Origin of the sequence: Lysinibacillus sp. NPDC092081 (assembly GCF_044755845.1) — a bacterium.
In the GTDB taxonomy this organism is placed as follows: Bacteria; Bacillota; Bacilli; order Bacillales_A; family Planococcaceae; genus Lysinibacillus.
Map to the genome: position 1 here is coordinate 104,763 of NZ_JBIVRU010000006.1, position 24,720 is coordinate 129,482.

General features: G+C 37.6%; 20 protein-coding genes, 1 pseudogene and 1 riboswitch. Of the genes and pseudogenes, 14 read left to right on the plus strand and 7 right to left on the minus strand.

All coding sequences use genetic code 11. The features are described from left to right. Positions 1-236: 236 nt before the first annotated feature. Entirely contained in the window at positions 237-4,550 is a 4,314-nt protein-coding gene (locus ACIQLB_RS11900) for a collagen binding domain-containing protein (RefSeq protein ID WP_400725604.1), read from the plus strand. Between the two features lie 49 nt (positions 4,551-4,599). Here ACIQLB_RS11900 and ACIQLB_RS11905 read toward each other — a convergent pair whose 3' ends face one another. Then, positions 4,600-5,268, minus strand: a complete 669-nt coding sequence (locus ACIQLB_RS11905) for a class A sortase (RefSeq protein ID WP_400725607.1) — start codon at positions 5,266-5,268, stop codon at positions 4,600-4,602. 260 nt (positions 5,269-5,528) lie between these two features. Further along, positions 5,529-5,714, minus strand: a complete 186-nt coding sequence (locus ACIQLB_RS11910; RefSeq protein WP_053484500.1) for a 2-hydroxymuconate tautomerase — start codon at positions 5,712-5,714, stop codon at positions 5,529-5,531. A gap of 169 nt (positions 5,715-5,883) precedes the next feature. On the opposite strand from ACIQLB_RS11910, the gene ACIQLB_RS11915 reads away from it, so the two are divergent. Continuing rightward, entirely contained in the window at positions 5,884-6,399 is a 516-nt protein-coding gene (locus tag ACIQLB_RS11915) for a YwhD family protein (RefSeq protein ID WP_400725611.1), read from the plus strand. A gap of 344 nt (positions 6,400-6,743) precedes the next feature. Here the strand turns inward: ACIQLB_RS11915 and ACIQLB_RS11920 are convergent, their stop codons facing one another. Then, positions 6,744-8,798, minus strand: a complete 2,055-nt coding sequence (locus tag ACIQLB_RS11920) for a transglycosylase domain-containing protein (RefSeq protein WP_400725614.1) — start codon at positions 8,796-8,798, stop codon at positions 6,744-6,746. Between the two features lie 615 nt (positions 8,799-9,413). Here ACIQLB_RS11920 and speB point away from each other — a divergent pair. Further along, positions 9,414-10,286, plus strand: coding sequence for an agmatinase (gene speB, locus ACIQLB_RS11925; protein ID WP_400725617.1), 873 nt, complete (start codon positions 9,414-9,416; stop codon positions 10,284-10,286). Here the strand turns inward: speB and ACIQLB_RS11930 are convergent. The 3 genes and pseudogenes from ACIQLB_RS11930 to ACIQLB_RS11940 all read right to left on the minus strand — a co-directional run. Beyond that, positions 10,254-10,562: pseudogene (locus ACIQLB_RS11930) on the minus strand (tyrosine-type recombinase/integrase); the annotation flags it as partial. The gene speB and the pseudogene ACIQLB_RS11930 sit on opposite strands and share 33 nt — an antisense overlap. A 425-nt stretch (positions 10,563-10,987) precedes the next feature. Then, positions 10,988-12,106, minus strand: a complete 1,119-nt coding sequence (locus tag ACIQLB_RS11935; RefSeq protein WP_400725620.1) for a hypothetical protein — start codon at positions 12,104-12,106, stop codon at positions 10,988-10,990. A 360-nt stretch (positions 12,107-12,466) separates the two neighbouring features. Further along, a complete protein-coding gene (locus tag ACIQLB_RS11940) occupies positions 12,467-13,183 on the minus strand; it encodes a 3-ketoacyl-ACP reductase (protein ID WP_400725623.1) in 717 nt (238 codons plus the stop codon). Between the two features lie 164 nt (positions 13,184-13,347). On the opposite strand from ACIQLB_RS11940, the gene ACIQLB_RS11945 reads away from it, so the two are divergent. The 6 genes from ACIQLB_RS11945 (at position 13,348) to ACIQLB_RS11970 (ending at position 17,007) form a co-directional block, all read left to right on the plus strand. Continuing rightward, the gene (locus tag ACIQLB_RS11945) at positions 13,348-13,731 is read left to right on the plus strand and encodes a winged helix-turn-helix transcriptional regulator (protein WP_400725625.1); all 384 of its coding nucleotides are present in this window, start codon (positions 13,348-13,350) and stop codon (positions 13,729-13,731) included. Between the two features lie 98 nt (positions 13,732-13,829). After that, positions 13,830-14,024, plus strand: coding sequence for a hypothetical protein (locus tag ACIQLB_RS11950; RefSeq protein ID WP_400725628.1), 195 nt, complete (start codon positions 13,830-13,832; stop codon positions 14,022-14,024). Positions 14,025-14,255: 231 nt separating this feature from the next. Then, entirely contained in the window at positions 14,256-14,450 is a 195-nt protein-coding gene (locus ACIQLB_RS11955) for a hypothetical protein (RefSeq protein WP_400725631.1), read from the plus strand. A 76-nt stretch (positions 14,451-14,526) separates the two neighbouring features. Continuing rightward, positions 14,527-15,285: a CPBP family intramembrane glutamic endopeptidase gene (locus tag ACIQLB_RS11960; RefSeq protein WP_400725632.1), complete on the plus strand. Its 759-nt coding sequence runs from the start codon at positions 14,527-14,529 to the stop codon at positions 15,283-15,285. Between the two features lie 367 nt (positions 15,286-15,652). After that, positions 15,653-16,252 carry a TetR/AcrR family transcriptional regulator gene (locus ACIQLB_RS11965; RefSeq protein WP_400725635.1) on the plus strand — a complete coding sequence of 200 codons (600 nt, stop codon included), beginning with the start codon at positions 15,653-15,655 and terminating at the stop codon, positions 16,250-16,252. Then, positions 16,249-17,007: a CPBP family intramembrane glutamic endopeptidase gene (locus ACIQLB_RS11970; RefSeq protein ID WP_400725638.1), complete on the plus strand. Its 759-nt coding sequence runs from the start codon at positions 16,249-16,251 to the stop codon at positions 17,005-17,007. The genes ACIQLB_RS11965 and ACIQLB_RS11970 overlap by 4 nt, the downstream gene beginning before the upstream one ends. A 55-nt stretch (positions 17,008-17,062) precedes the next feature. Here ACIQLB_RS11970 and ACIQLB_RS11975 read toward each other — a convergent pair whose 3' ends face one another. Beyond that, on the minus strand, positions 17,063-18,007 hold the full coding sequence (locus ACIQLB_RS11975; RefSeq protein ID WP_400725641.1) for a threonine ammonia-lyase: 945 nt from the start codon (positions 18,005-18,007) through the stop codon (positions 17,063-17,065). Positions 18,008-18,211: 204 nt separating this feature from the next. On the opposite strand from ACIQLB_RS11975, the gene ACIQLB_RS11980 reads away from it, so the two are divergent. The 5 genes from ACIQLB_RS11980 to ACIQLB_RS12000 all read left to right on the plus strand — a co-directional run bounded on the left by ACIQLB_RS11980 (position 18,212) and on the right by ACIQLB_RS12000 (position 24,340). Then, positions 18,212-18,643, plus strand: coding sequence for a YwiB family protein (locus ACIQLB_RS11980; RefSeq protein WP_400725644.1), 432 nt, complete (start codon positions 18,212-18,214; stop codon positions 18,641-18,643). Next, entirely contained in the window at positions 18,643-20,310 is a 1,668-nt protein-coding gene (argS, locus tag ACIQLB_RS11985; protein WP_400725870.1) for an arginine--tRNA ligase, read from the plus strand. The genes ACIQLB_RS11980 and argS overlap by 1 nt, the downstream gene beginning before the upstream one ends. 476 nt (positions 20,311-20,786) lie before the next feature. Beyond that, the gene (locus ACIQLB_RS11990) at positions 20,787-21,176 is read left to right on the plus strand and encodes a MerR family transcriptional regulator (RefSeq protein ID WP_400725647.1); all 390 of its coding nucleotides are present in this window, start codon (positions 20,787-20,789) and stop codon (positions 21,174-21,176) included. Next, positions 21,169-22,671, plus strand: coding sequence for a class I adenylate-forming enzyme family protein (locus ACIQLB_RS11995; protein WP_400725650.1), 1,503 nt, complete (start codon positions 21,169-21,171; stop codon positions 22,669-22,671). The genes ACIQLB_RS11990 and ACIQLB_RS11995 overlap by 8 nt, the downstream gene beginning before the upstream one ends. Position 22,672: 1 nt before the next feature. Beyond that, complete coding sequence (locus ACIQLB_RS12000; RefSeq protein WP_400725653.1) at positions 22,673-24,340, plus strand: acyl-CoA dehydrogenase family protein; 1,668 nt, start codon at positions 22,673-22,675, stop codon at positions 24,338-24,340. A gap of 180 nt (positions 24,341-24,520) precedes the next feature. Continuing rightward, positions 24,521-24,703, plus strand: a riboswitch (cobalamin riboswitch). Positions 24,704-24,720 lie beyond the last annotated feature (17 nt).

The following is a 24,720-nucleotide window of genomic DNA, read 5'->3' on the forward strand; positions in this document are numbered from 1 at the left end:
GTGAGGCCTATTATTAGAGGTGTCACAAAAGTACTATGTATATATTCAAAATGTGCATCGAACATACATAAGTCATCATGATTACCTATTCGAAGTACTTATTAAAATGTATGACGACAGCTGAATAGAAAGAAAGAGAGACCAACCTATGTTTGTGGCATACCTTTACAGAAAGGATGCAACGTCGTCGGCAAACATCAACAGGTATCTCTCTGAACTTAGAAAAGGAGAGAAACATGAAAAAACTTAAACAATTAAACATAGCAATTATCCTATTGCTACTCGTATTCCAAACCGTACTATCACCGATTTCAGCGTTTGCGCATGAGACCGATCCTAGCGATGAATTTAGCAAGGTAAATAGTTCTGAGAATGGAACAACAGGTTCAGTGGATGAAGGTACAAAAACAAAACCAGATGCAGGGAGTAATGCTGGCGCTGAAATACCAAAAACTTCTGGTACTAATATTGACACAGGTACCTCAGAGGGAGATAACAAGCCAGCTGAACCAACAGGAGATATTCCTACCGAGGGAAAAGAAAATAATGGAAAAGATAGTGACTTAACACTACCTGAAACGCCTGAGGGAAGTGACAAAAATTTATCTGATAAAAATGAAGTGGGTAATGAAGATCCAAATGATCCTACACTAAAACCCCAACTTGAAACAAATTCAGAGCCAGTAAAAGAATTAACTGCATCTGATATAAATGTGACTAATGTTGTTATTAGTTCACAAGAAGAGGATTTACCTATGGTTGGAGAAGATTTTATTTTAAACACAACATTAGGCGACCTAAATAAAATGTATTCTCTTAAATTTGATTTTTCTTTACCGGAAAATCATACAGTAAATCCAGGGGACTTTTTCAAATTTAAAGTACCAACTGCATTTAAATTAGAAGCACAATCAGATGTGCCGATTAAATCTTCCAATAATGAAGTATTTGCGAAGTACTCGATTGATAAATCTGGAGAAATAACAATAGAGTTTACAGACGCAATTAGAAATGAAGCTGGTGAAGGTCGTCCGGTAACAGATGGGCACTTCTTTAAAGCATGGGCTTTAGGGGATGTAGTTAAAACAGGAGAATTAACTCAAGAATATCCTTTTAATATTAACGGAGAAAAGAATTTTATTATTTCAATCGCTAACTCAGGTGGAGAGGCCATTAAAAAATACCCAGGCTCTCACGAAAAAAATGCTAATACTGTAAAATGGTATGTTGATGTTAACACAAAAACAGAAAATATTGCTGGTCAAGAATTAACAGATACACTAGCAGCTGATATCGTCCCAGGTTCTATAGAGGTTTATGAACTAACGCCTAAATTAAGTAACGGTAAAATTAGTTTTGTTCAATCCACTATTTCTACAACGGAAGGATTCACATTAGAATCTAAAAGCTTCCCAATTAAATTTACAGGGTCAGAAAATAAAAAGGCGTATCGCATTTACTACGAAACAACTGTTACTAATGAACAGAAAGAAGCATATTATAATGGAGAAAATAAAATTTATAACCAAGCCTCCATTAATGGTGAATCAGACGGAAATAAAGTAACATTAAGCTTCGATAACCCAATCACAAAAAGTGCAAAAGAATATGATCCAAATAAAGGTTCAATTGATTGGACAGTCAAAGTAAACGCAGATGGCCGAGATATTTCATCTGGTATGAAAGTTGTTGATACACTGACATTAAAACCAACCGATGCGTCTAAAGACGGGAAAACTATGGAGTTTGATGTAGATTCGGTATCTATTGAACCGGCTCCTGCTCCAGGATCAGAAAAAATTAAAGTTAACGGTAATACTTTAACAATAGAATTTAAACCAAGTGAAGGTAATGAAAATAAGGAACATACAATTACCTACACAACAATCGATGAAGTTGTTGATAAATCGTACTCAGTAACAAATGAAGCTAATATTTCTTATGGTGATGACGAACATAAATATTCATCGAATAAAGTAACGCAAACAGTAACTCAGCATATGTTCTCTAAAAAAATAGAGGCTGTTGATTATAAAAACAAAAAAATACATTGGTCACTTACGTTTAATGGTAACGAGTATAAAGAGATATCTGATGTAACAATTACAGATACATTCGAGAATGGAAAATACTTGAAAATGTATGAAGACGATTTTATAGCTGCAAATCCAGACACTATTTGTTCTGATTCTTTAACAACTGATTGCTTTAAGTTGACGTTAATAGAGCCACAGACTGAGGAAGGAAGAACATTTACGACAAAAGGCTTTAAGCTAGAATTAAAAGGAACAGTAGATAGGAAAGTAATATTTAATTATCCAACATATTTTGACCCAACAAAAACTTATGATGGAAATAATGTTAAAAATTCCGCAGCTGTTCAATGGACAAAAGATAGTATTGATTACGATAATTCTACGGAATCCACTGCACAGTTGAATGTTTATACTAAAAACAATGGTAATAAATCAGGGATTTACAACCCAATAGATAAAACTGTGGAATGGACATTAGATATTAACTATAATAAGCACACTTTAATTAATCCTATTATTGTAGATAACTTCGGTGATAAGCAAACAATCTCTGACTTAAATGAAATTAAAGTATATCTATTAACCTTAAATGATAAGAATGAAGAACCAAAACCATCTGATGAAGAATTTAAAAACTTCGATATTGAAGGTACAGGTAAAAATGACAAAGGTTATACTGGTTTTAAATTGAAATTTAAAGAAACCATTGATCAACCATATCGTATTGTTTATACAACAGAATATAAAAAGCAATTTATTGGTGATTTCTCAGATGCTAAAAACACTGCTAAAAACACTGCACATCTAATTGATAAAGACGGCAAGGAAATTACAGATTACGAAGTAGAAGGTCCTACCGTTGACAATGCAGGGCAATATTTCACTAAAGATGGCCGAGATATTGCAAATACAGATTATTTAGAATGGAAATTCGCTTTAAATAAGAGTCAATCTTATATCAAAGAAGGTTCAACAATCAAAGATACATTGAATGATGGACAAGTGCTTGTAACAGACTTCGCAGGCTTAAAATTAGACGGCATTACTCTTGAACGTGATACTTTTATGGTGAAACAAGTAGTATATGAACGAAACGGAAACGGATTCACTAAAAGTATGGAAGAACTAACGTCAGACCAAGTAGAACAATTATTTGACTTCAAAATCGCTGACGATAAAAAAAGTTTTAAATTAACATTTAAAAAAGACATTGATCACGAATATGAAATTTCATATGTTACAAACATTTCAGCTTCTTTAGATTCGGAGATATCTAATTCATACGAATATAACTTTATTGGAAACGAAGTAAAAACTGAAAAACAAACAATTTCACAGTCAGTAACATATGAGTGGTCGGGGGCATCTGGTGATCTTAAAAACTATAATATAAAACTAGTGAAACAAGACGCAGATGATGAAACAAAAAAATTGGCTAATGTTAGTTTTGATTTATATTTAGGGAAAGAGCCTAACTTGATTAAAATTAAGTCGGGTACTACTAATAATGATGGTGAACTTGATTTTGGGAATTTGAAATGGGGAACATATACATTAAAAGAAACAGTAGCACAAGCAGGATATACAACTGATTTCCAAGTAGATTCAAATCCATATGGTTCGCAATATACCTTTACAACAAAAGGTGAAAGCCCAACTATTTTACTAACTTTGAAAAATAAGAAGCGTACACTAACACCAGAACCTGAAAAGCCAGTTGACCCAGAAAAACCAGTTGATCCAGATCCAGGAAAACCGGTTGACCCAGGAAAACCAGTTGATCCAGATCCAGGAAAACCAGTTGATCCAAACAAACCAAATCCAGATCCGGAGAAGCCGGTTGATCCAAATAAACCAAATCCAGATCCGGAGAAACCAGTTGATCCAAACAAACCAAATCCAGATCCGGAGAAACCAGTTGATCCAAACAAACCAAATCCAGATCCGGAGAAGCCAGTTGATCCAAACAACCCAAATCCAGATCCAGAGAAACCAGTTGATCCAAACAAACCAAATCCAGATCCGGAGAAGCCAGTTGATCCAAACAACCCAAATCCAGATCCGGAGAAACCGGTTGATCCAAACAAACCAAATCCAGATCCGGAGAAACCAGTTGATCCAGAAAATCCAGGTAACCCAACAACAGATTCGAAAAAACCAATAAATCCTGGAAAACCTGAAACAACTAAACCATCTGTACAAGAAGTCATTGACCAAGGGAAAAACTTAAAGCCATACAATCCTTCTACAGCAAATAAAGACACTTTAGATGCATATAAGGATTTCCTCGATAAATACAACAAGTTATCTAAAGAGGAACAGGAAGAAGTAGCAAAATCTCTTGATATTGACAAAATCAAAGCAGATGCTAAAGAAATGGAAGTGCAGTTAAAGGCGAAAGGCCAACTGCCACAAACAAATGGAGCAAACCAAACAGCTCTTACACTAATTGGTGTAGCTCTCGTTCTAGGTGCATTATTCTTATTGCGTCGTCGCAATACAGAAGTGAAATAATTTTCAATAAGAAAACCCCAAGATTATGAAATCTTGGGGTTTTCTTATACTAAAAAGTCTCTGATAGTTTTGCTGGTGCTTGGTCGAATGGATATTGCTCGACAAAATCTGCTTGAACGGCAAGTCGTTTCGTACCTTTATCAGCGCATGTTACGAGGGTTAAGGTAGTTTTGTGAGGGATGTCATCAATAACATAAACATCCGTTGCAGCGATGATTTCCTTGGCCATTATTTTGTACTCATAAATATTCGTTAAATCCGTTAAATAAATCGTATCGCCAATGCTTGCTTTGTATAAGGGGCCAAATAAAATATCTTTTTCCTCAAAGTAATGGCCTGCTAATGCGTAGTTTCCTTGTCCAAGTTTTTGATTAGGCTTCATAGTACCTGCTCCAACGGCAAGAGAGGCATTCCCAACTCCTTTGACGATAGGAAGTTTCATACCAACACTAGGGACAGCGATACTACCAATGACAGGCATTTCATTTGCGGTTGTTTGGGCTTTTAAAACTTCCGCAATGGATAAAGATTGCACTGCTTCAAATTCAAAATCGGCATCTGCATTTTTGTTTTTTTCAATATCCTCTGCACTGTAATCAGTTGTATTTAATTGCTTACTTAAATGAGCGATGATTGCATTTTGAATGGGGTTAATAAAAATAAGTAAGAGGCCGACGATGAGCATACAAATGAGTAGTGATAGTTTAAACTTATTCATTTTATAGATCACATCCTAGTATTGAAATTACGAGTTGCCTGCAGAAGGTCAAGTTCCGCCGCTAAAACCGTAAAAGTCGCCGGTAAAAGTGCAAGTTCCGCCGCTAAAACCGTAAAAGTCGCCGGTAAAAGTGCAAGTTCCGCCGCTAAAACCAAAAAAATCGCCGGTAAAAGGCAATGTTCCGCCACTAAAACCAAAAAACGCCGCTAGCAATACGTTAAAAATGGGTAGAGCTTTATGTGCTCTACCCGTTCTAATCTTTATTTATCGCTGAAACGCACGCCTGCAACACCGTAATGGTTTTTAGACATTTCTTCAATGAAAACTGTTACGTTTTCTGGTGGCGCGTTAACTGTACGAGAAACGGCTTCTGTTACTTCTTTTACTAGTGCACGTTTTTGTTCTTCTGTACGACCTTCAAGCATTTTCACTGTTACGTATGGCATAATATTGCCTCCTTTATTGAATAATGTTGTATAGTTAGTTTATAAGAAAGTATATAAACTTCTTACTTGTATGTAGGCATATGCGCAATACCAGTGTCGCTATCATTGCGGCGCTAATGCGCTTAACTATGCTTTACTTTTATAATAGCAGAATGGAGGTATTTAGAGTATGGCAAATGAAGAAAAACCAAAACAAAAAATGGGCTTTACTATTATCAAAAATGACCCAACAGACGGACATAAGGGATTTGGTATCGGTTCGCTTTCATTAGAAAACGTATCGCCAGTCATGATCGATATAGAAGAGGGGACGGCATCAGTTGAAATCGGTGCTATGCATGCTCGCAGTGATGTGGAAAGAGGTATTAAATTTACGACAGATCGTGCTGATTCAGAAGGTGGGAAACCGTATTGGCTAGTGTGGGTGACAATAGACCATAAAGCGGATGGACCTTACTATGCGGGTGTAACTGCGTGTGAAATGGTAGTCAATCGAGAAAAACGTCGTGGCTATAAAATTTTAGCTGATCATGTAAATAAAATGGATAAATCTATGAAGCGTCATATTATTGTAGAACATATGGATGCACCATCTAAAAAGGTGTTATCTTCTTTCCTAGAAGAGCTTAATCCGGACTTGTGGGCACGTAGTGAGGAGCAATTGCGTCAAGATTTATTTGTTTAATAGACCTACAATGATTGAACAATCTGTGACATTTTGCAATCGCTTTCGATATAAGGTTGAAAGTGGGTTTGAAACAAAGTAAACTTGATACAGGCTTACATTTTAGTAAGCTAGGACACTTGGTTCTGCGAATGTGATGAGCGCTATGCGGCATTTGAACAACCCAAACCCAAGCCAAATGCCTCATGATGCTCATCTACTTCGCGAACCATAAATAAGAAAAGCTTTCTGTTCCCACGGACACGGCTCCGGGGAAGAGAAAGCTTTTCTTTTTCGTATATGTCTGTACTTTGTCGAGAGCCTTCGATAATTAAAACGTCTATCTCTGATAAAGGTTCCACACGTTAATCTTTAAAAATGGAGAATGGAAGCATGTTCCAGAATTTTCCCCACGTATTCGTATCGAGAATATCGAAGTTTGAACATTTTTCGGTTGGTACATCTTTAGCAGCCATATAGACGAGACGTTGTTTCGGGCAGGCATCTGTTGCTAACTTACCTGATTCAATATCGATGACCGCACCTTTAACGTCTTTAGGCTTTGTAAAATCTTCGTTCTTTGTTCCTTTATTGACAGCCTCCATAAAGTCGATCCAAATTTGCTTTGTAGATGCAGTATCTTCTCTTGCTGTTAGATTTTTTCCTTGGTCATAGCCGTTCCACACGCCAGCAGTTAAGCTAGGTGTAAATCCAATTAGCCACTGATCGCTATTTGTAGAGCCAGATTTGGCTGCATACGTATGCGTCATACGAGAGCGAATGCCAATCCCTGTAGCTGGAGAATAATCACTAAAGACTGGATCAAAAATACCCGTCATCATTTCTGTTAAGATATACGTATGCTCTTTTGATAGAACAGTCTCATCTTCTTTTTCAACTTCTTTATTTTCATAGATGATATCGCCATTAGCATTTTTAATAGAAACAATAGTAGTAGGCGTAGTTTTTTTACCTTGCGATGCTAAAATATTATAAGCATTCGTCATTTCATATAATGTTGTTTCAGTCGTTCCAAGCGCGATGGATAAATTGTCCTTAGTACCGATATTCACGTTGAAGCGATCAGCCATATTATGAAATGCTTTAAATCCAATTTCCTCTAAAGTTTTCACAGCGTAAATATTATCTGAAATAGCGATAGCTTGGGCCATTGACATATCATGGTTTGCGAATTTGCCATTAACATTTTTGGGTGCATATGTGGCACGTCCATGATCATAAGTGAAAGTTGTCTCACCTACATTTAAATAGGTTAAAGGTGTATAACCATTCTCTAAAGCTGCCGCATATAAAATAGGTTTAATGGTTGAGCCTGGCTGACGTTTTGCCTGTGTAACTCGATTAAATGAACTTGTAGCATAGTCACGACCTCCAACTAATGCTGTAACGGAACCTGTATTGGATTTCATACTAACAAAAGCAGTTTGAAGATCATCAGCAGGCATATGTTTGGCTACAGCTTCTTCTGCGGCCTTTTGGTGTTCTAAATTAAGAGTTGTTTGGATAGTCCAGCCACCTTCACTAATGTCGAGATTTTTTGATTTCAAAATTTCACTAGCCTCTTGCCATGCTACGTCAAGGAAAAATGGTGCTACAGATTTTGTTGCTACCCAACTATCATTCTTTAAGACAAGCTTTTCATTTTCTGCACGTGTTTTTTCATCTTGCGTAATAGCACCTTGATCAGCCATCAGTTTTAAAATAACGTGTTGGCGATTAGTTGCCTTTTCTAGATTGGCAATAGGAGAGTAAATACTTGGCCCTTTTGGAATTCCGGTTAACATTGCAGCTTCTGCTAATGTTAAATCTTTTGCTGATTTTCCGAAATAAAATCGACTAGCTGCTTCTACGCCGTACATCCCATGCCCGTAGTAAACAGTATTTAAGTAGCCTTCCAATATTTCATCCTTATTATAAAAAACTTCTAATCTATAAGCATACAGTGCTTCATTTAATTTTCGTGTCCAAGATTTTTCATGTGAAAGATATAGATTTCGAGCATATTGTTGCGTAATTGTACTAGCTCCTTGAACCTTACCTCCAGCCTTAAGATCAATTAATAATGCACCAGCGATACGAGAAAAATCAAAACCGCCATGCTTATAATAATCTTTATCCTCAACAGCGACTACTGCTTTCGTTAAATAGGGGGACATCTCATCACGGCTAACCCAATAACGTCGTTCATTCGTAAAGTGATCCCCAATTTGGTTCTCATTTTCATCTAAGAAAATAGAGGCTTTAGGTACGGTTAAAGGTGGGGCACCAGCCACTTGAACGTAGACGCGTAAAGCTATAAATGCTACTACAATTGCAGATGTAAAGGCGATAAAAAGGGTAAGTGCTTTACGCGTACGCTTTACACGCTTTTGTTTACGTTGATAGCTTTTTCTCTGCATCCGACTTCACCTCGTTTTCTCACACTTGCGTATAGTATGTGTCTGAACATTCATATTTAATCGAAATTATTGGTAAAAACTATTGCACTTTATTCAAAAACATCTATACTTTTTTTGTACTGTTTGAAATGCTAGCGTTCGACAAAAGAATGCCACCTTGTAGATTTTAATCGAATTTTGCTAGACGTTCCAATAATGTATACGAGGATACAAGGATAGAGGTTTCATTACAATCCTGTAAGTCGTTAATAGAGTAATGATAAAAAGGTTCATCACTGAAAGTATTGGATAATATTTTGCTAAAACGTACCCTTGTGGATAAGTTGATTGGAGTGGAGACTGGGCGACTCCTTATTAGCGATAGGGGAACGAAGGCTAAAAGCATCACATCCTGTGATAACGCCTTCGTGACCAACATCGTGTTGGCCCGAGACCCTGCAGCGAAGCGGGTAGGGGAACGAAGGCTAAATACATCACGTCCTGTGATAACGCCTTCGTGACCAACATCCTGTTGCCCCGACGCCCCCAGGAAAGCGCCCAGTCGGAACGGAAATCAACCCTAAGTGATGAAAATGAATCTAATAGAATTAATTCTAATCAAGTGGAGGTCGAGTAATGAGATTTGATGAAGCTTATTCAGGAAATGTTTTTATAAAAAGTCATCCTACATATGAGGATGCTCAGGCGGTCATTTATGGTATGCCAATGGACTGGACAGTTAGTTATCGTCCAGGCTCACGTTTTGGTCCGCAGCGTATTCGTGAGGTATCTATTGGATTAGAAGAATATAGTCCATATTTAGACCGCGAGCTAGAAGAAGTGAAATATTTTGATGCGGGTGATATACCATTACCATTCGGCAACGCTCAGCGCTCGCTAGATGAAATTGAAAAGTATATCGAGAAGCTTTTAGCAGATAACAAGATTCCTGTAGGTATGGGTGGCGAACATTTAGTATCGTGGCCTGTTATGAAAGCTGTATCAGCAAAATATGATGACCTAGCAATTATCCATTTTGATGCACATACAGACTTACGTGTAGAATATGAAGGGGAGCCACTTTCTCACTCAACACCAATTCGCAAAATTGCTGAACATATCGGACCGAAAAATGTTTATTCATTTGGTATTCGTTCAGGTATGAAGGAAGAATTCGAATGGGCGAAGGAAAATGGCATGCACATTTCAAAATTTGAAGTGCTAGAACCATTAAAAGAAGTATTACCGTCTTTAGCGGGACGTAATGTTTACGTTACGATTGATATAGATGTACTTGATCCAGCACATGCACCGGGTACGGGAACAGTAGATTGCGGAGGCATTACATCAAAAGAATTACTAGCGTCAATCCATACGATTGCAGCAAGTAACGTCAATGTAGTTGGCTTTGACCTAGTTGAAGTAGCACCAATCTACGACACATCAGAAATGACTGCGAATACAGCTTCAAAGCTATTAAGAGAAATGATTTTGGGTTGGGTAAAATAAGTAGGGTTTTCTAATATTGATATAAACCGGTTGGAGTGGGGTTAGCAATAAGCTAGCCCCATTTTCCTTTAAACTCTGACTAAATACAGATACCGTTTGCGCCTCCATCTCCTGAAGAATGTGGCCATAAACTGTAGGGATCATTTCAGGAGTATTTCCTAATCGTTTGGTAATGGCTTTTACAGGGATACCATTATTCATTAGAATCGTAGCATGTGTATGCCGTAATCCATGAATTGTTGTAGCAGGTAATCCAGCAGCTTTTACAGCCCTGTTAAAAGTTGAGTTTAATTAGGTAGAGATGAAAGGTTCTCCAGTATGAGGCGATAAAAAGATAAATGAATCATCTTTAGAAATGTCTTCATTCAATTTGCGGCTAGCAACAGCGCTTTAACAGCTGTTCGATAACTCTTTAATTGTTTATGGTACGCTTACTATTTTTTGTTTTTGTGGAGCCTACACCATTATTTCCTCTATGACGCCCGATGGTAATCGTTTTGTTTGATTAAGTCGATATTCCGCCATTGAAGCCCCAACGCTTCACCTTTACGCATACCTATACAGGCAATCGTTAAAAATAAACTGTAATAGGCGATATTTTCATGCTGCTTAATATGGTGAGATAGTTTTAGGAGACAAGAAAGGGGTTAATCCCTAAATCATTGTTAAATGACTTTTAGGATAACCCCGAAATATATATATTAATGTTTTGAAATATAAACTTTACCGTTTAACGTTACTTTAGAAGCTGAGATTAGTATTTCTTTGTTTACTTCAAAATATAGATTTAAAATTTTGTCGATAGCATCCCATTTTTCATTAGATTTTTCATAGTCACCTTTTTTATCAAGAGCTGTTGCTTCTTCATAAAGCTTTTTTAATTGTTTTTGATCATTTGCCTTGATTTCGAAATCAAAGTCAGACAAGTAATCTTCAAAGCTAAGTGGCTTAAAATAAGGATTAATCATATCATCGAATTCACCCCATAGCTTTTCAGATAATTGATCATTTTTATCTTTATCAGCTTTTTTAGCATCATTGTATAAAGTTTTTAGTTTTGGCATGGCTTCAACCGGGATAATATCTAATTCCAAATCTGAGATGTATTCTTCAAATGTTAACGGTGGATTTAGAGCATCTAAGTAAGGTTGAAGAACCTTCTGGTATTCATCAAATTTTTCTTGTGCTTTTTCCTCTTTACCAGATTTCTCTAGTTTTATCCACTGTTGATAAATATCTTTCAGTTGTTTTTTATCTTTTTCTTTAATAACTATATTTTTTTCACTAAATCCATACCCTTCAATGAATTCTTCAAAGGATACAGGTACCCAGTTAGCTAAAATATATGGCTTTGTGATTTTATCCATTTCCAGATTGATTTTATCTACTTCATCATATTTCTCTTCTTTTTCTAACTTCTTCGTTTGATTAAACAATTTTTCTAATTTAGCTAGGTCTTCTTTTGTTATTTCTTTAGGTAAGCTTTTTTTATATACGTCAAACGTATAGAAGTCTGAATAATCTTGTACTAAGCTACCTTCTACAGAGATTTCCTGACCTTCTACTAAGTTCATTTTTTCTAATTGCTCATCTGAAAAGTTCTGAATTCCGATATAATAGTTTTTGCCGTCTTTGCCTTTAATTGTGATGCTATCTCCGTAAACGCTTTTAATAGTTCCTTTAATTTGTTGCTCAGCTTTAACAGTTATTTCGTTTGTTGTTTTTGCTGTTGTTGCCTCAGCTTGATGTGGCGTGAAGACAGCCATTCCTATTGTTAGTGCTGATACAATCATCCAAGATTTTTTAATTGTTTTTTTCATAATTATTTCTCCTTTTATTTAAATGGTTAAATTACTAATTATTAGACGTCCTTCCAAATATAAAAGTTAGTTAAGTTAAAAAATTTTTTAAAATAGTTGGAAGGTATAGATCAATACTTAAACTTTTCCCTTTTGACTACCCGAACATTTGGAGGATGGTTGTTAAATTGAAGGCGAAATTAGGCTGGATAAAATAAGTAGGGTCTTCGAAATGAAGCGGGTGGGGTGGGGTTAGCTTTAGGCTAGCCCCATTTTCCTTTAAGCTCTCTTCTGGATAATGCGGTCATAAACTTAGTGTTATAAAAAAGGAAGACGCCATCCAATACATCGGATAGCGCCTTGATATTTCGAAAAGTTCTATTAAGGGTTCGTCGACCAAAGTCCAGCATGTTTTAATACAACACGTGGATGAAGTTTTAACTGTGCAACCATTAAATCTGCTAAATCTTCTGCTTGCATCACTTTTTCTGGATTGCCGTCTGTTAAGTTAAGCTCAACCGCCATATCTGTAGCAACTGTACTTGGCGTTAAAGTCGTAACGCGAATATTTTTCTTACGCACTTCAAGCATTAATGATTCGCTTAGTCCGATAACGGCAGCTTTTGAAGCCGAGTATGCGCTTGTAATCGGTGCACCTTTTTGACCAGCTGTTGATGAGATATTAATGATGTCGCCAGTGTTGCGCTCTAACATCTCCGGTAATACAGCGCGTGTTGTGTAATACACACCTTTTACGTTAACATCGATAATATTTGTCCATTCTTCAGGGGATAAGTCCATGAAGTTACCGAATTTTGAAATGCCGGCATTGTTTACTAAAATATCGATTGCGCCAAGCTCACCGCGAATAGATTCAACGGCTGTAGTAATAGAGTCTAGATCCGCTACATTTGCCACAGCAATTGCTACCTTCACATCATACTGATTAAGTTCCTCTGCTACTTGTTGTAAATTTTCAATTGTACGTCCAACAAGACCTACGTGAATACCTTCTTGCGCAAAAGCTACTGCTGTTGCGCGTCCTATTCCACGCCCTGCTCCTGTAATTAGCGCCACTTTTCCTGCGATTGTTTGCATATTTTTCGCTCCTTTAGATAAGATGTTTTATTTAGACGAAAAAATAGATTAAGATTTATCTTAAAGACTATCCTCATTTTACTACGGTTTTCTACATTGTGAAGAGTGCACTTTTTGGTGCGGAGGTTACTAAAAGTTACTTATAGGAAAAGGGAGTTAGCTCTATGCCAGATAAATTAAGAGAAGAGATAAAAGAGAGAATATTAAATAACGATTATCATTGCGAGAAAGAACTTACCTTATCAATTATTAGCGGGAAATGGAAAGTAGTTATTTTGTGGCATTTAGGTGTAGAAGGGACGCATCGTTTCAGTGAGCTTCAAAGACTTTTTCCAAAAATATCACATAAGATATTAACAAATCAATTACGTGAACTGATGGAAGATGGGATTGTTCATCGAGAAGTGTTTCCAGAAGTTCCTCCAAAAGTCGAATATTCCATGACAGAACTAGGGATGACGTTATTACCGATCGTTGAGATGATGTATGATTGGGGCAAAAAAAGAATTGATCAAATTAAACAAGAAAGCAATGACGAGATCATTTAGGATGATTTAAATTGTCAGTGTTGTTTTTAACTTTAATGCCCTTAAGACGGTTGAACTTTCCGTAACCTGTAACGTCTTTTTTAAAAAGGGGTGAGCTAATGGGAGTTTGGTATTTCTTAATCTTATTTGTAGGGCTGTTTTTGATATTTAAAGGACTATTTACGAAAAAGCAATCTTTGTTAATGAAGAAAATTGGTATTGTATTTGTAGGATTATTATGTATTTCATTCTCAATATTTATGTTTTCACCAGGAAGTGCAGAAATTATTTCTAATTTGTTAAATTTGGAATGAGGGGGATTTAGAAGTAGGGAGGTATAAGAGTTCACTTTTAGCCCCACTTGTATTTGGCTAACATAATCATTACAGGATTCAATAGATATGGGGAGTTAACATGCTTTCTTGGGAAAAAAGCTCATTTACAAAGTGAGCTTTTTTATTTATTTTTTTTGGGGAAACTTTTTGATTAGATTCACATATCTTATTGATATAGGCAAGAAAAAATTTTTACATTATGAGTAACAGATGTTACCTATTGAATGGAGGAAAATTCTTTTTGCACCAAAAGAGCGATTTACTGAAGGATTTTTATTGGATTGTGCTTTTGAAATGGCTAGGAAAAATGGCGTTGATAGTGTGAATGCAAGGGATTTTGCAAAAGAGTTAGGTTGTTCGACAAAGCCTATATTTAAATGTGTGCGACGAATACCTGCGATTTAGATAGCTCGGAAATTGAAAGTAATTTAAAAGACGTTTTTGAAGGCGTTAAACAAAAATTATTGGATGGAGGAAATAAATGAAAATGAAAAATTCACCTTTTCTTTTATCAATATTATTTACTGTGCTTGCACTTGTTTTTCCTGCTATAGCTGGAGCGATTATAACAATCAAAAATATAAGTAGCTCAAGCTCAATATTTTTGATTCAATTTATCTCCACTGCAGCTGGTGTTCTAGTTATTCTTTGGATCATGAAAAAAAGTAAATTCTCTTTCCAAGATTTCGGATTCAAAAAGTTTAAAGCAGAGGCGTGGATGGCTGTTATCGTTGTTATTGAGCTGGTTCCATTCTTAAATGGTATTACAGATAATGATGGTTTTTCTGCGCAGTATATATTTATCTTACTTCTATTTGTTATTGCAGTTGGTTTTTGTGAAGAGCTTATTTTTCGAGGTCTAATTTTCAAATATTTATCAGCAAAAGGGCTTAAAGTGGCTATTCTAGGTTCCTCAATTTTGTTTGGTATTGGACATCTTGCAAATTTAGCTTCCGGTCAGGATTTTTTAATGACATTACTACAAATTATTTTTGCATTCCTCTTTGGGCTAGTTTGTGCAGAAATGATAGCAAAGACAAAAAGTATTATTTTCCCGATTGTCTGGCACGCGACGCACGATTTTTTTGCATTCATGACTGATAAAAGTGAGCCGGATGTCCTTGCGGTTTCTATTTATATCTTTCAGTGTATAGTGTTAATAGGTCTAGCAATTTATTTCTGGAAAGCTTTATTTACTAAGAAAGATAAGGTGAGAGCGGTAATCATAAATAATGGGTAGCCTGAGAGTTACGTTTAATGGAATCCGCTAAGAGAACTGGTACTGGGCTAGATAAAACAATTTATTACTTCTTCAGCTGGTGTCCAAACACCTGCTGAAAAAAGTTAAAGCCTCCGGACGCAATTATGCCGAGGCTTATTGATTAGTGTGGGGCTAAAAGTGAGGAAGCGTAATGAGCTCACTTTTAGCCCCGCTTGCTTTTAAAGCTTGACTAACATAATCTTCCACGGATACCGTTGTTTATCACAATAGCTATTGAGGGAAAAAGGAGGCTCATTTACAAAGTGAGCTTTTTTTATTTCTTTTGAATTTTTTTGAATACCTTATTGACATTAATAGGGAAATACTGTTACATTATAGGTAACTAATGTTACCTATTGGAAGGAGGCAAATTTTTTTGGCACCCAAAGAGCGATTTACAGAGGAAATTTTAATGGATTGTGCTTTTGAAATGGCTAGGAAGAGTGGCATTGATAGTGTGAATGCAAGGGATTTAGCAAAAGAGTTAGGTTGTTCGACAAAGCCCATTTTTCGATTATTCTCGAGCATGGATGATTTGAAGTATGCAATATATGAAAGAGCCAGCAATCTTTATAACGAAAGAATGTTTCAAGGTTTGCAAGAAAGTTCTTTTTTAGGAATGGGGTTAGCTTATATTAACTTTGCTCGCGAGGAAAAAAAGTTATTTGAGCTATTATTCCTATCCAATAAATATAAGATCTCAAGCTTTTCGGATTTAATAAATGACGTAGAAAACCAAGGAATTATAGCGCTAATTTCTAAATTAACAGGATTAACTCAAACCTCTGCTAAGTCTCTATTTATCGATATATGGTTAACTACGCTTGGTATTGCGACAATGTGTGCGACGAATACTTGCGATTTAGATAGCTCGGAAATTGAGGGTATTTTAAAAGATGTTTTTGAAGGCGTTAAACTAAAATTATTGAATGGAGAGAATAAATGAAAATGAAAAATTCACCTATTCTTTTATCGATACTATTTACTGTGCTTGCACTTGTTTTTCCTGTTATAGCTGGTGTAATTATATCTGTCAAAAATATAAGTAGCTTAAGCTCTATATTTTTAATTCAATTTATTGCCTTTGCAGTTGGTGTTCTAGTTACTCTGTGGATCATGAAAAGAAGTAAATTCTCTTTCCAAGATTTCGGGCTTAGAAGATTTAAAGCAGAGGCTTGGATGATTGTTATCGTTGTTTTTGAGCTGGTTGCATTCTTTAATGGTATTAAAGATCAAGATGGTTTTTCTGCGCAATACGTACTTATTTTGTTTCTATTTGTTATTGCCGTTGGTCTTTGTGAAGAGTTTATTTTCCGTGGCCTAATTTTCAAATATTTATCAGCGAAAGGGCTTAAAACGGCTATTATAGGCTCCTCTATTTTGTTTGGAATTGGACATCTTGCACATTTAGCTGACGGTCAGGATTTTTTATTGACATTACTACAAGTAGCTTTTGCATTCCTCTTTGGATTAGTTTGTGCAGAAATTGTTGCAAAGACAAAAAGTATTATGTTTCCGATTATCTGGCACGCTGCGCATGATTTTATTGGATTCTTGACCGAAGGTGAGCCCAATGTTCTTGCTGTTTCTATTTATGTCTTTCATTGTCTAGTGTTAATTGGTCTCGCGATTTATTTCTGGAAAGCTTTATTTCCTAAGAAGGATGTTATGAAATTGAAAAATCCTGAGAGTTACGTTTAGACACGGCATGTCAAAAAGGCATCTACTCATTCATTTGAGTGGATGCCTTTTTTGGCTAGTCTCCTAAAGTCAAAGCCTCTAATCCAACATTACCTCCTGAAATGAGGAAACATACTTTTTCATTTTTACGAATAGGCAAAGCTCCTTGCAGGGCAGCTCCTATTCCGATAGAAGAGGAAGGTTCTGCGATAATTTTACCCTCGGTGAGTAAGGTTTTCATCCCACGTTGGATCAAGGCCTCATCTACACTTACAACTTCATCGACAAGCTGTTGAACAATTGGAAAATTCCGTTCCCCAGGCTGTAAAGTGAGTAGGGCGTCTGCCGAAGATTTTTGTTCCGCTAACAGCAATCTTTCGCCAGCTTCTAAGCTTTTTGTATAACGCGAAACAACAGCAGGCTCCACACCAATTATGTTGATATGAGGGGCCATGGATTTGACAGCTGTTGCAACGCCACTAATTAATCCACCACCACCAATAGGAATAACTATAGTATCGACATCAGGGAGCTGTGCTACTATTTCCAAACCTGCTGTTCCTTGTCCTGCCATAATATCGTAATCATCATAAGGATGTATGTTGCAATAGCCATAATCACGACTGAGTTTTTCTGTTAGGACATGTCTTTCTGCCAGCTTACACTGGACAACCTCCGCACCTAAGGCACGTATTCCATCAACTTTAATGCTAGGTGCTGAATTTGGTAGAACTATTGTCGCTTTACTATTTAATAACTTGGCAGCATAGGCGACACCCTTTCCATGATTACCTGAGGACGCAGCGACTACGCCTTTTTGTAATTGTTCTAACGAAATGGAAAGCATTTTATTGAGAGCTCCTCGAAGCTTAAAGGAGTTTGTTTTTTGCATATTCTCGGCTTTTATGAAGACATGACACCCTAAAAGATGATCGAGCCCATTTAATCGAATAATAGGCGTATCATAAATATAAGATGAGATTCTTCGTTTAGCATCATGAATTTGTTCAAGTGTTAACATACAGCAACCCTCATTTCGTTAAAGTGATTGAATATTCAAATTCTTTAATATAACTGTAGATTTACAGGCAAATTGTGTCAATCATTAAATAATGAACAAATTACTGCCACATCGGATAGAATACTCACTTCTACCTTGAAAAAATATAAGGATTCATCCTATAATAAAAAGGTTATAGTAAAAACAAAAAAGGGAGCGTCCATAATGGCGAACGACGCAAGATCGCAGGTGAACATTAAGCTCATTTCTACGATTCGCCCGATTGATGGAGAATCCGAAAGTTATGAAATGTTGCTGACTGGGCAGCTACTTGAAAAAGCAGGAAGCATCTATTTGAAATACGAAGAGGTGCAGGAGGATAAAACCATCCGCACAACGATGAAGCTAGGCAATGAACAGGCATTAATTATGCGTACTGGTGCAGTAAAAATGCGACTACCACTTAACATAATCGAACAACAAATGGGTCATTATGAAAGTGAACTCGGTTCAATGCCACTCGTCATAGACACGAAAGAAATGACGTTTACAAAACAGGCAGTAAGCGGAGATTTCCATGTACAGTACGATTTACTAATGGGTGGGCAATCCGTTGGCAATTATACATTAGACATTACATTTACGGAGGTACAATGATGAACGCAGTAGAACAAGTACAACAAGCCATTAAAGTAGCAATTGCGCAGGCTGTTGAAAAAGCTGGCTTAGTCGAAGCTGGCACAGAGTTAAATATTCACCTTGAAACACCGAAGGATAAAGCAAATGGGGACTATGCAACAAACATTGCTATGCAATTAACGAAGTTAGCAAAAAAACCACCTCGCGCGATTGCAGAAGCTATTTTAGAAAATCTTGACACAGCAGGTACAGATATTGAAAAAATCGATATTGCTGGCCCTGGCTTCATGAACATTACTGTGCGTAAAGATTTCCTATCAGGTGTAGTAAAAGCAGTGCTTGAGCAAGGTGCTGATTATGGCCGTTCTAATGCTGGCGCAGGAGAAAAAGTTCAAGTTGAATTCGTATCTGCAAATCCAACAGGTGATCTTCATTTAGGTCATGCACGTGGAGCTTCTGTAGGGGATTCATTATGTAATGTGTTAGATATGGCAGGTTACGATGTTTCTCGTGAATACTACATTAACGATGCGGGTAACCAAATTAATAACTTAGCTTATTCACTTGAAGCGCGTTATAAACAAGCTTTAGGGTTGGATGCTGAGATGCCAGAGGATGGCTACCACGGTTCAGATATTATTGAAATCGCTGGTAAACTAGCTAGCGAGCATAGCGATGCAATTTTATCTAAAACTGATGAAGAACGTTTTGCATTCTTCCGTCAACATGGTTTAGCGTTAGAATTAGACAAGTTAAAAACAGACCTTGCTAACTTCCGTGTAAACTTTAATGTGTGGTACTCAGAAACTTCATTATATGAAAACGGTAAAATCGAAGTAGCATTAGATAAACTGAAAGCGAATGGTCATGTATTTGAAGAAGACGGTGCTACTTGGTTCCGTTCAACAACATTTGGCGACGATAAAGACCGCGTGTTAATTAAAAATGATGGCTCTTTCACATATCTGACTCCAGACATCGCATACCATGAGGATAAAATTGTACGTGGTTTCGATAAATTAATTAATATTTGGGGAGCTGACCACCACGGCTATATCCCACGTATGAAGGCTGCTATTCAGGCACTTGGTTATGACCGTGATACGCTTGAAGTAGAAATCATCCAAATGGTTCAGCTTTATAAAAACGGTGAGAAATTCAAAATGTCTAAACGTACAGGGAACGCTGTTACAATGCGTGAGCTTGTAGAAGAAGTTGGCTTAGATGCAGTTCGTTACTTCTTCGTGAAAACTGCAGGCGATTCTCACATGGACTTTGACCTTGACCTTGCCGTATCTCAATCAAACGAAAACCCAGTGTATTACGCACAATATGCGCATGCACGTATTTCTTCAATTTTACGCTCAGCAAATGAGCAAGGCTTTGCTGCAACAACAGATCATTTAAGCCTGCTAACTGCTGAAAAAGAAATTGATTTACTGAAAAAAGTGGGCGACTTCCCGAAAGTGGTAGGAGATGCTGCGAAGCACCGTACACCACACCGTATCGCCAATTATATTCAAGAAACAGCAGCTGCATTCCACAGCTTCTATAACGCTGAAAAAGTGTTAGATGCTTCAAATAAAGAGCTAACAGAAGCTCGTTTAGCCCTTATTACAGCTGTGCGTACAACAATTGCCAACGCATTACGCTTAATCGGCGTATCTTCACCGGAAAAAATGTAATAATAGTCTTTCTAGCCCCCGGCACGATAATGTGCCGGGGCTTTTTTTGTGTTGAAATGAATTTGATAGCTAGAGCTGAGTTGCACTTGACTAAAGTCTGGTGCTTAGCGGCGGAATTTCAGGTTTTAGCGGCGATCCTGGCATGGTTAGCAGCGCAACTTCGGGTTTTAGCGGCGTTCCTCCTTTGGTTAGCGGCGCAATTCCCACTTTTAGAGGCGAATTCCAACATAAGCTGGACAATTTGACAAAATTAAAGTCAAGGTTGAAAAACTTTGTATAGAATTTTACACAACATCAAGGACTTTACGGATAGAACCGCCGAAGCGACGGATAGATCAGCTAAACTGACGAATAGCACCCGAAATAAATCAATTCATCTACTTGAAACATAGATTTTCTGTAAAATTCAGATATTTTGTTGAAGTTTACGTTAGCGTCAATGATATACTGATGGAAAACGGGAAGGGGAGATGATGTTGAAGACGATTCAAGAAGTGGCTAAGCAGTTTAATGTTTCAACACGGACAATTCGTTATTATGAGGAGCTTGGGCTGCTTAATCCTAATCGATCATCTACTAATCAGCGAACCTTTTCAAAAAAAGAATTAGCGAAGCTTAAACTTATTTTCCGAGGGAAGCGTTACGGGTTTTCACTTGAGGAGATCAAGGAGATGGTGTTGCTGTTTGATTTTGATCGCACGGGCATTCAGCAGTTGGAGCGTACGGTCGAATATGGGGAGCAAAAAATTCAAGAGATTGATAGCAAAATAGCAGAGCTTGCACAAATGAAGAGTGAATTACTGCAATTACAAGGCATATTTACAGAAAAATTAGCGACTTTAAAGGGAGAGATGGACGATGAATAGTTCGAATTTGTTAGCACGTAATGCGCGAAAGTACCCTATGAGTGAAGCTGTTGTTTGTCAGGGAAGACGTGTGACTTATCGTGATTTAGATGAGCAAGTGACACGTTTTAGTCATGCTTTATTAGAGCAGGGTGTGCGGCAAAGCGATAAAGTAATTATTTTTATGCCAAATGTAGTAGAGTTTGTTGTTAGCTATTTTGCTATTCAGCGCATTGGAGCTATTGTCGTTCCAGTAAATGCGAAATTTACATTGCAAGAGGTCGAATATGTAGCACAGCATGCTGATGTTAAAGCTATTCTAGCGCATGAGGCAATTTTTGCAGCAGTTGAAAACATCAAGGTAGTCCCTTTGAAAATCAAAACAGGTCAAGAGCAGAATGGTTGGCTAAACTATGAAACACTTATTCAACATGCAAGCATTCAAACAATTGAATGCCAGTTGAATGAAGATGATGTCTCAACGATTTTATATACCTCGGGTACAACGGGAAAACCAAAGGGAGTATTGTTTAGCTATCGCAATATTTTAACTGTAGCGCAAATGATTGCAGTAGAAATGGAAGTAAAGCCAGTAAGTCGGATTCTTCTTATGATGCCGTTGACGCATTCAGCTCCATTACATTTATTTTTAATGGCAGGAGTACTTGTAGGCTCAACAAATGTACTAACACCAACATTTACGCCTGATTTATTAATAGATTCAATTGAGCAGGAACGGACAACGCATTTCTTCGGCGCACCTGTCGCGTATTTGTTAACCGCTCAAATGCCAAGATTGCAAACAGCTGATTTATCATCGATGAAATGGTGGTCTTATGGCGGAGCGCCGTTATCGCAAAACGAAGTCCGCCATTTACAAAAAGCTTTCAGAACAGAAAATTTAACTTGTGTTTATGGCTTAACAGAGGCTGGTCCAAACGGTTCAATATTGTTTGGTGAAGAGCATGCGACGAAGGCGGGGAGCGTTGGTCGGCGTGCACCACTTGGAGCGGAGCTGCGTATTATTAACGACAATGGAGAAGATATCAGTGTTGGTGAAGTAGGGGAAATTGTGATATTCGGTGAGGGTAACATGCTGGGTTATTACAAGGATGATGTTGCAACAAAGGCTGCATTTATAGATGGCTGGCTGAAAACAGGTGACCTAGCCCGCATAGATGAGGACGGCTATATTTGGATTGTCGATCGTAAAAAGGATGTTATTTTTTCAGGCGGTGTGAATATTTACCCGAAAGAAATTGAAGATAGTATGTTGAGCTATGAGGGAATATTTGAAGTTGCTGTAATAGGTGTACCGCATCCGGAGTGGGGAGAAACGGTGAAGGCTGTGTATGCCGCTAAAACAGACATTGACGAGGATGGACTTAAAGCTTATTTGGAGGAGCATCTTGCTAAATATAAAATTCCACGCATCTTTGAACGTGTGGAAGCGCTACCACGAAATGCATCAGGCAAAATACTAAAACAAACTTTGAAGGGACAAGAGGTGAGATAGCATGAAGGTTTTACAGCAGGAAGAAATGAAAACAAAGAACTTTTTTAAAGAGAATGATACACTTCATAAAGTTTTAGAAATGATGCTAGATAAAGAGTTTGTGGAATATGCAACACGTGAGCTAACAGATTTCGGTGAGCTTTGTGCGGGAGATATTGATGTGAGAGCCAAGCATACGGATAGAGAGGGTGAACCTCGATTACAAAGGTATAATGCCTATGGTGAAGAAGTGTCAGAGATTTGGGTCAATGATGGTTATAAAAAGACTATTGAAGAGACGTACAATACCGGCATTGTTGGCTATGTGCACAAGGATATCCCGCAACTAGGTAGAAAGGGCAATTATGTGTATAGCTTTGCTCAAGGTTATATACTGTCACATGCTGAACCAGGCTTTTACTGTCCTGTTACGTTAACGATGGCAACTGCTTATTTACTTGATCATTATGCGAGTGATGAGGTGAAGGAGCGCTTTTTACCACACGTTTGTGCAACAGGAGATACAGAGCTCTATGAGGGGGCTACATTTTTAACGGAGCGTCAAGGGGGCTCTGATGTTGGGGCGAATGTTGTAGAGGCAAGAAAGGACGGCAATCAGTATCGTTTATATGGGGAGAAATATTTTGCATCTAACGCAGGAATGTGTGGAGTAACCATGGTATTGGCACGCATGGAAGGGGCTCAGGCAGGTTCAAAGGGCTTAACTTTATTTGCAGTTCCTTGGCGAAATGAGGATGGCACAGTTAATAATCTCCGCATTCGGCGTTTAAAGGATAAACTTGGTGTTAGAGCAGTACCTTCTGGTGAGGTTGAATTTGATGGTGCGCTAGCTTATGTCGTAGGTGATCCGAATAAAGGAATTTATTATATGCTGGAGGCACTTAATTTATCAAGAATTTGCAATGCGGTTGCTTCTATCGGTATTATGCGCCGTGGCTATTTAGAGGCGAAGCATTATGTGACAAATCGTTATGCGTTTGGTAAGCCTTTAACGCAATATCCTATGATTCAGGATACACTAGGGAAATTCGCTGCCAAGCTTCATGTAGAAGTTGCCGCGGTTTTTGATCTTATTCAGCTGTACGATAAAGTAACTAGTGGGCAGGCGAATAAAGAGGACATCATTTTGAATCGCTTGTATATTGCGATCATGAAAAAAGAAACGGCAGAGCAAGCTGTACATTATGCTAGTGAGGCCATTGAATTACATGGCGGAAATGGTTATATTGAAGATTTTGTTACACCACGGTTATTAAGAGATGCACAGGTACTTACTGTGTGGGAAGGGACTGCGAATATTTTAGCTTTAGAGCTCATTCGTTTAGTTGATAAGTTTCATGTGCATGAATTGTTTGTTCGTGTCATGGAAGAGCGCCTAGAAAAACTAACGGACAGTCCATTAGTCGAAATTGTAGCGGAGCAATTAGCAAAACTAGATTCAACTTTGCAAACATTTAGCCGTTTAGATGATGCAACGAAAACGTTTGAGGCAAAAAAGGTTGCAGAGAAAATGGCACATTTATATGAAAGTGTTGTAGCTGTAGAATGGGCACAAAGATTCGGCGGCAAATATGAGAAGCTAGCAGATATTTATTTAGAGCACACATGGGCGTTACGTGAAATGGGTGCACCGATGAAAACGGTACAGTATTTTTCAGATATAGTTTAACTTCTTTCAGCGGGTGTCCAAACACCCGCAGAAAGAAGTTAAGCCTCCGGCGGATGTCACGGAATCGGCTTTGTGCGAGCACAAAGCCGATTCCGGACGCAATTATGCCGAGGCATAATTGATTTGATTAGGAGTCGTCTCGAATGGAGGCGACTTCTTTCATTTTCATGTATAATACAATCAACTGAATATTATAAAGGTTCTTTACTTAAGTAAAGTGAAAAGGGAAATCGGTGTAATTCCGATGCGGTCCCGCCACTGTATGTGTGAGTTTTTTCAATCTACGCCACTGAAATTTTCGGGAAGGCTTGAAAAAGCGTATGGAGCACGAGCCAGGAGACCTGCCTTTATAGAAAACACGTTGTAGCCTACGAGGATAG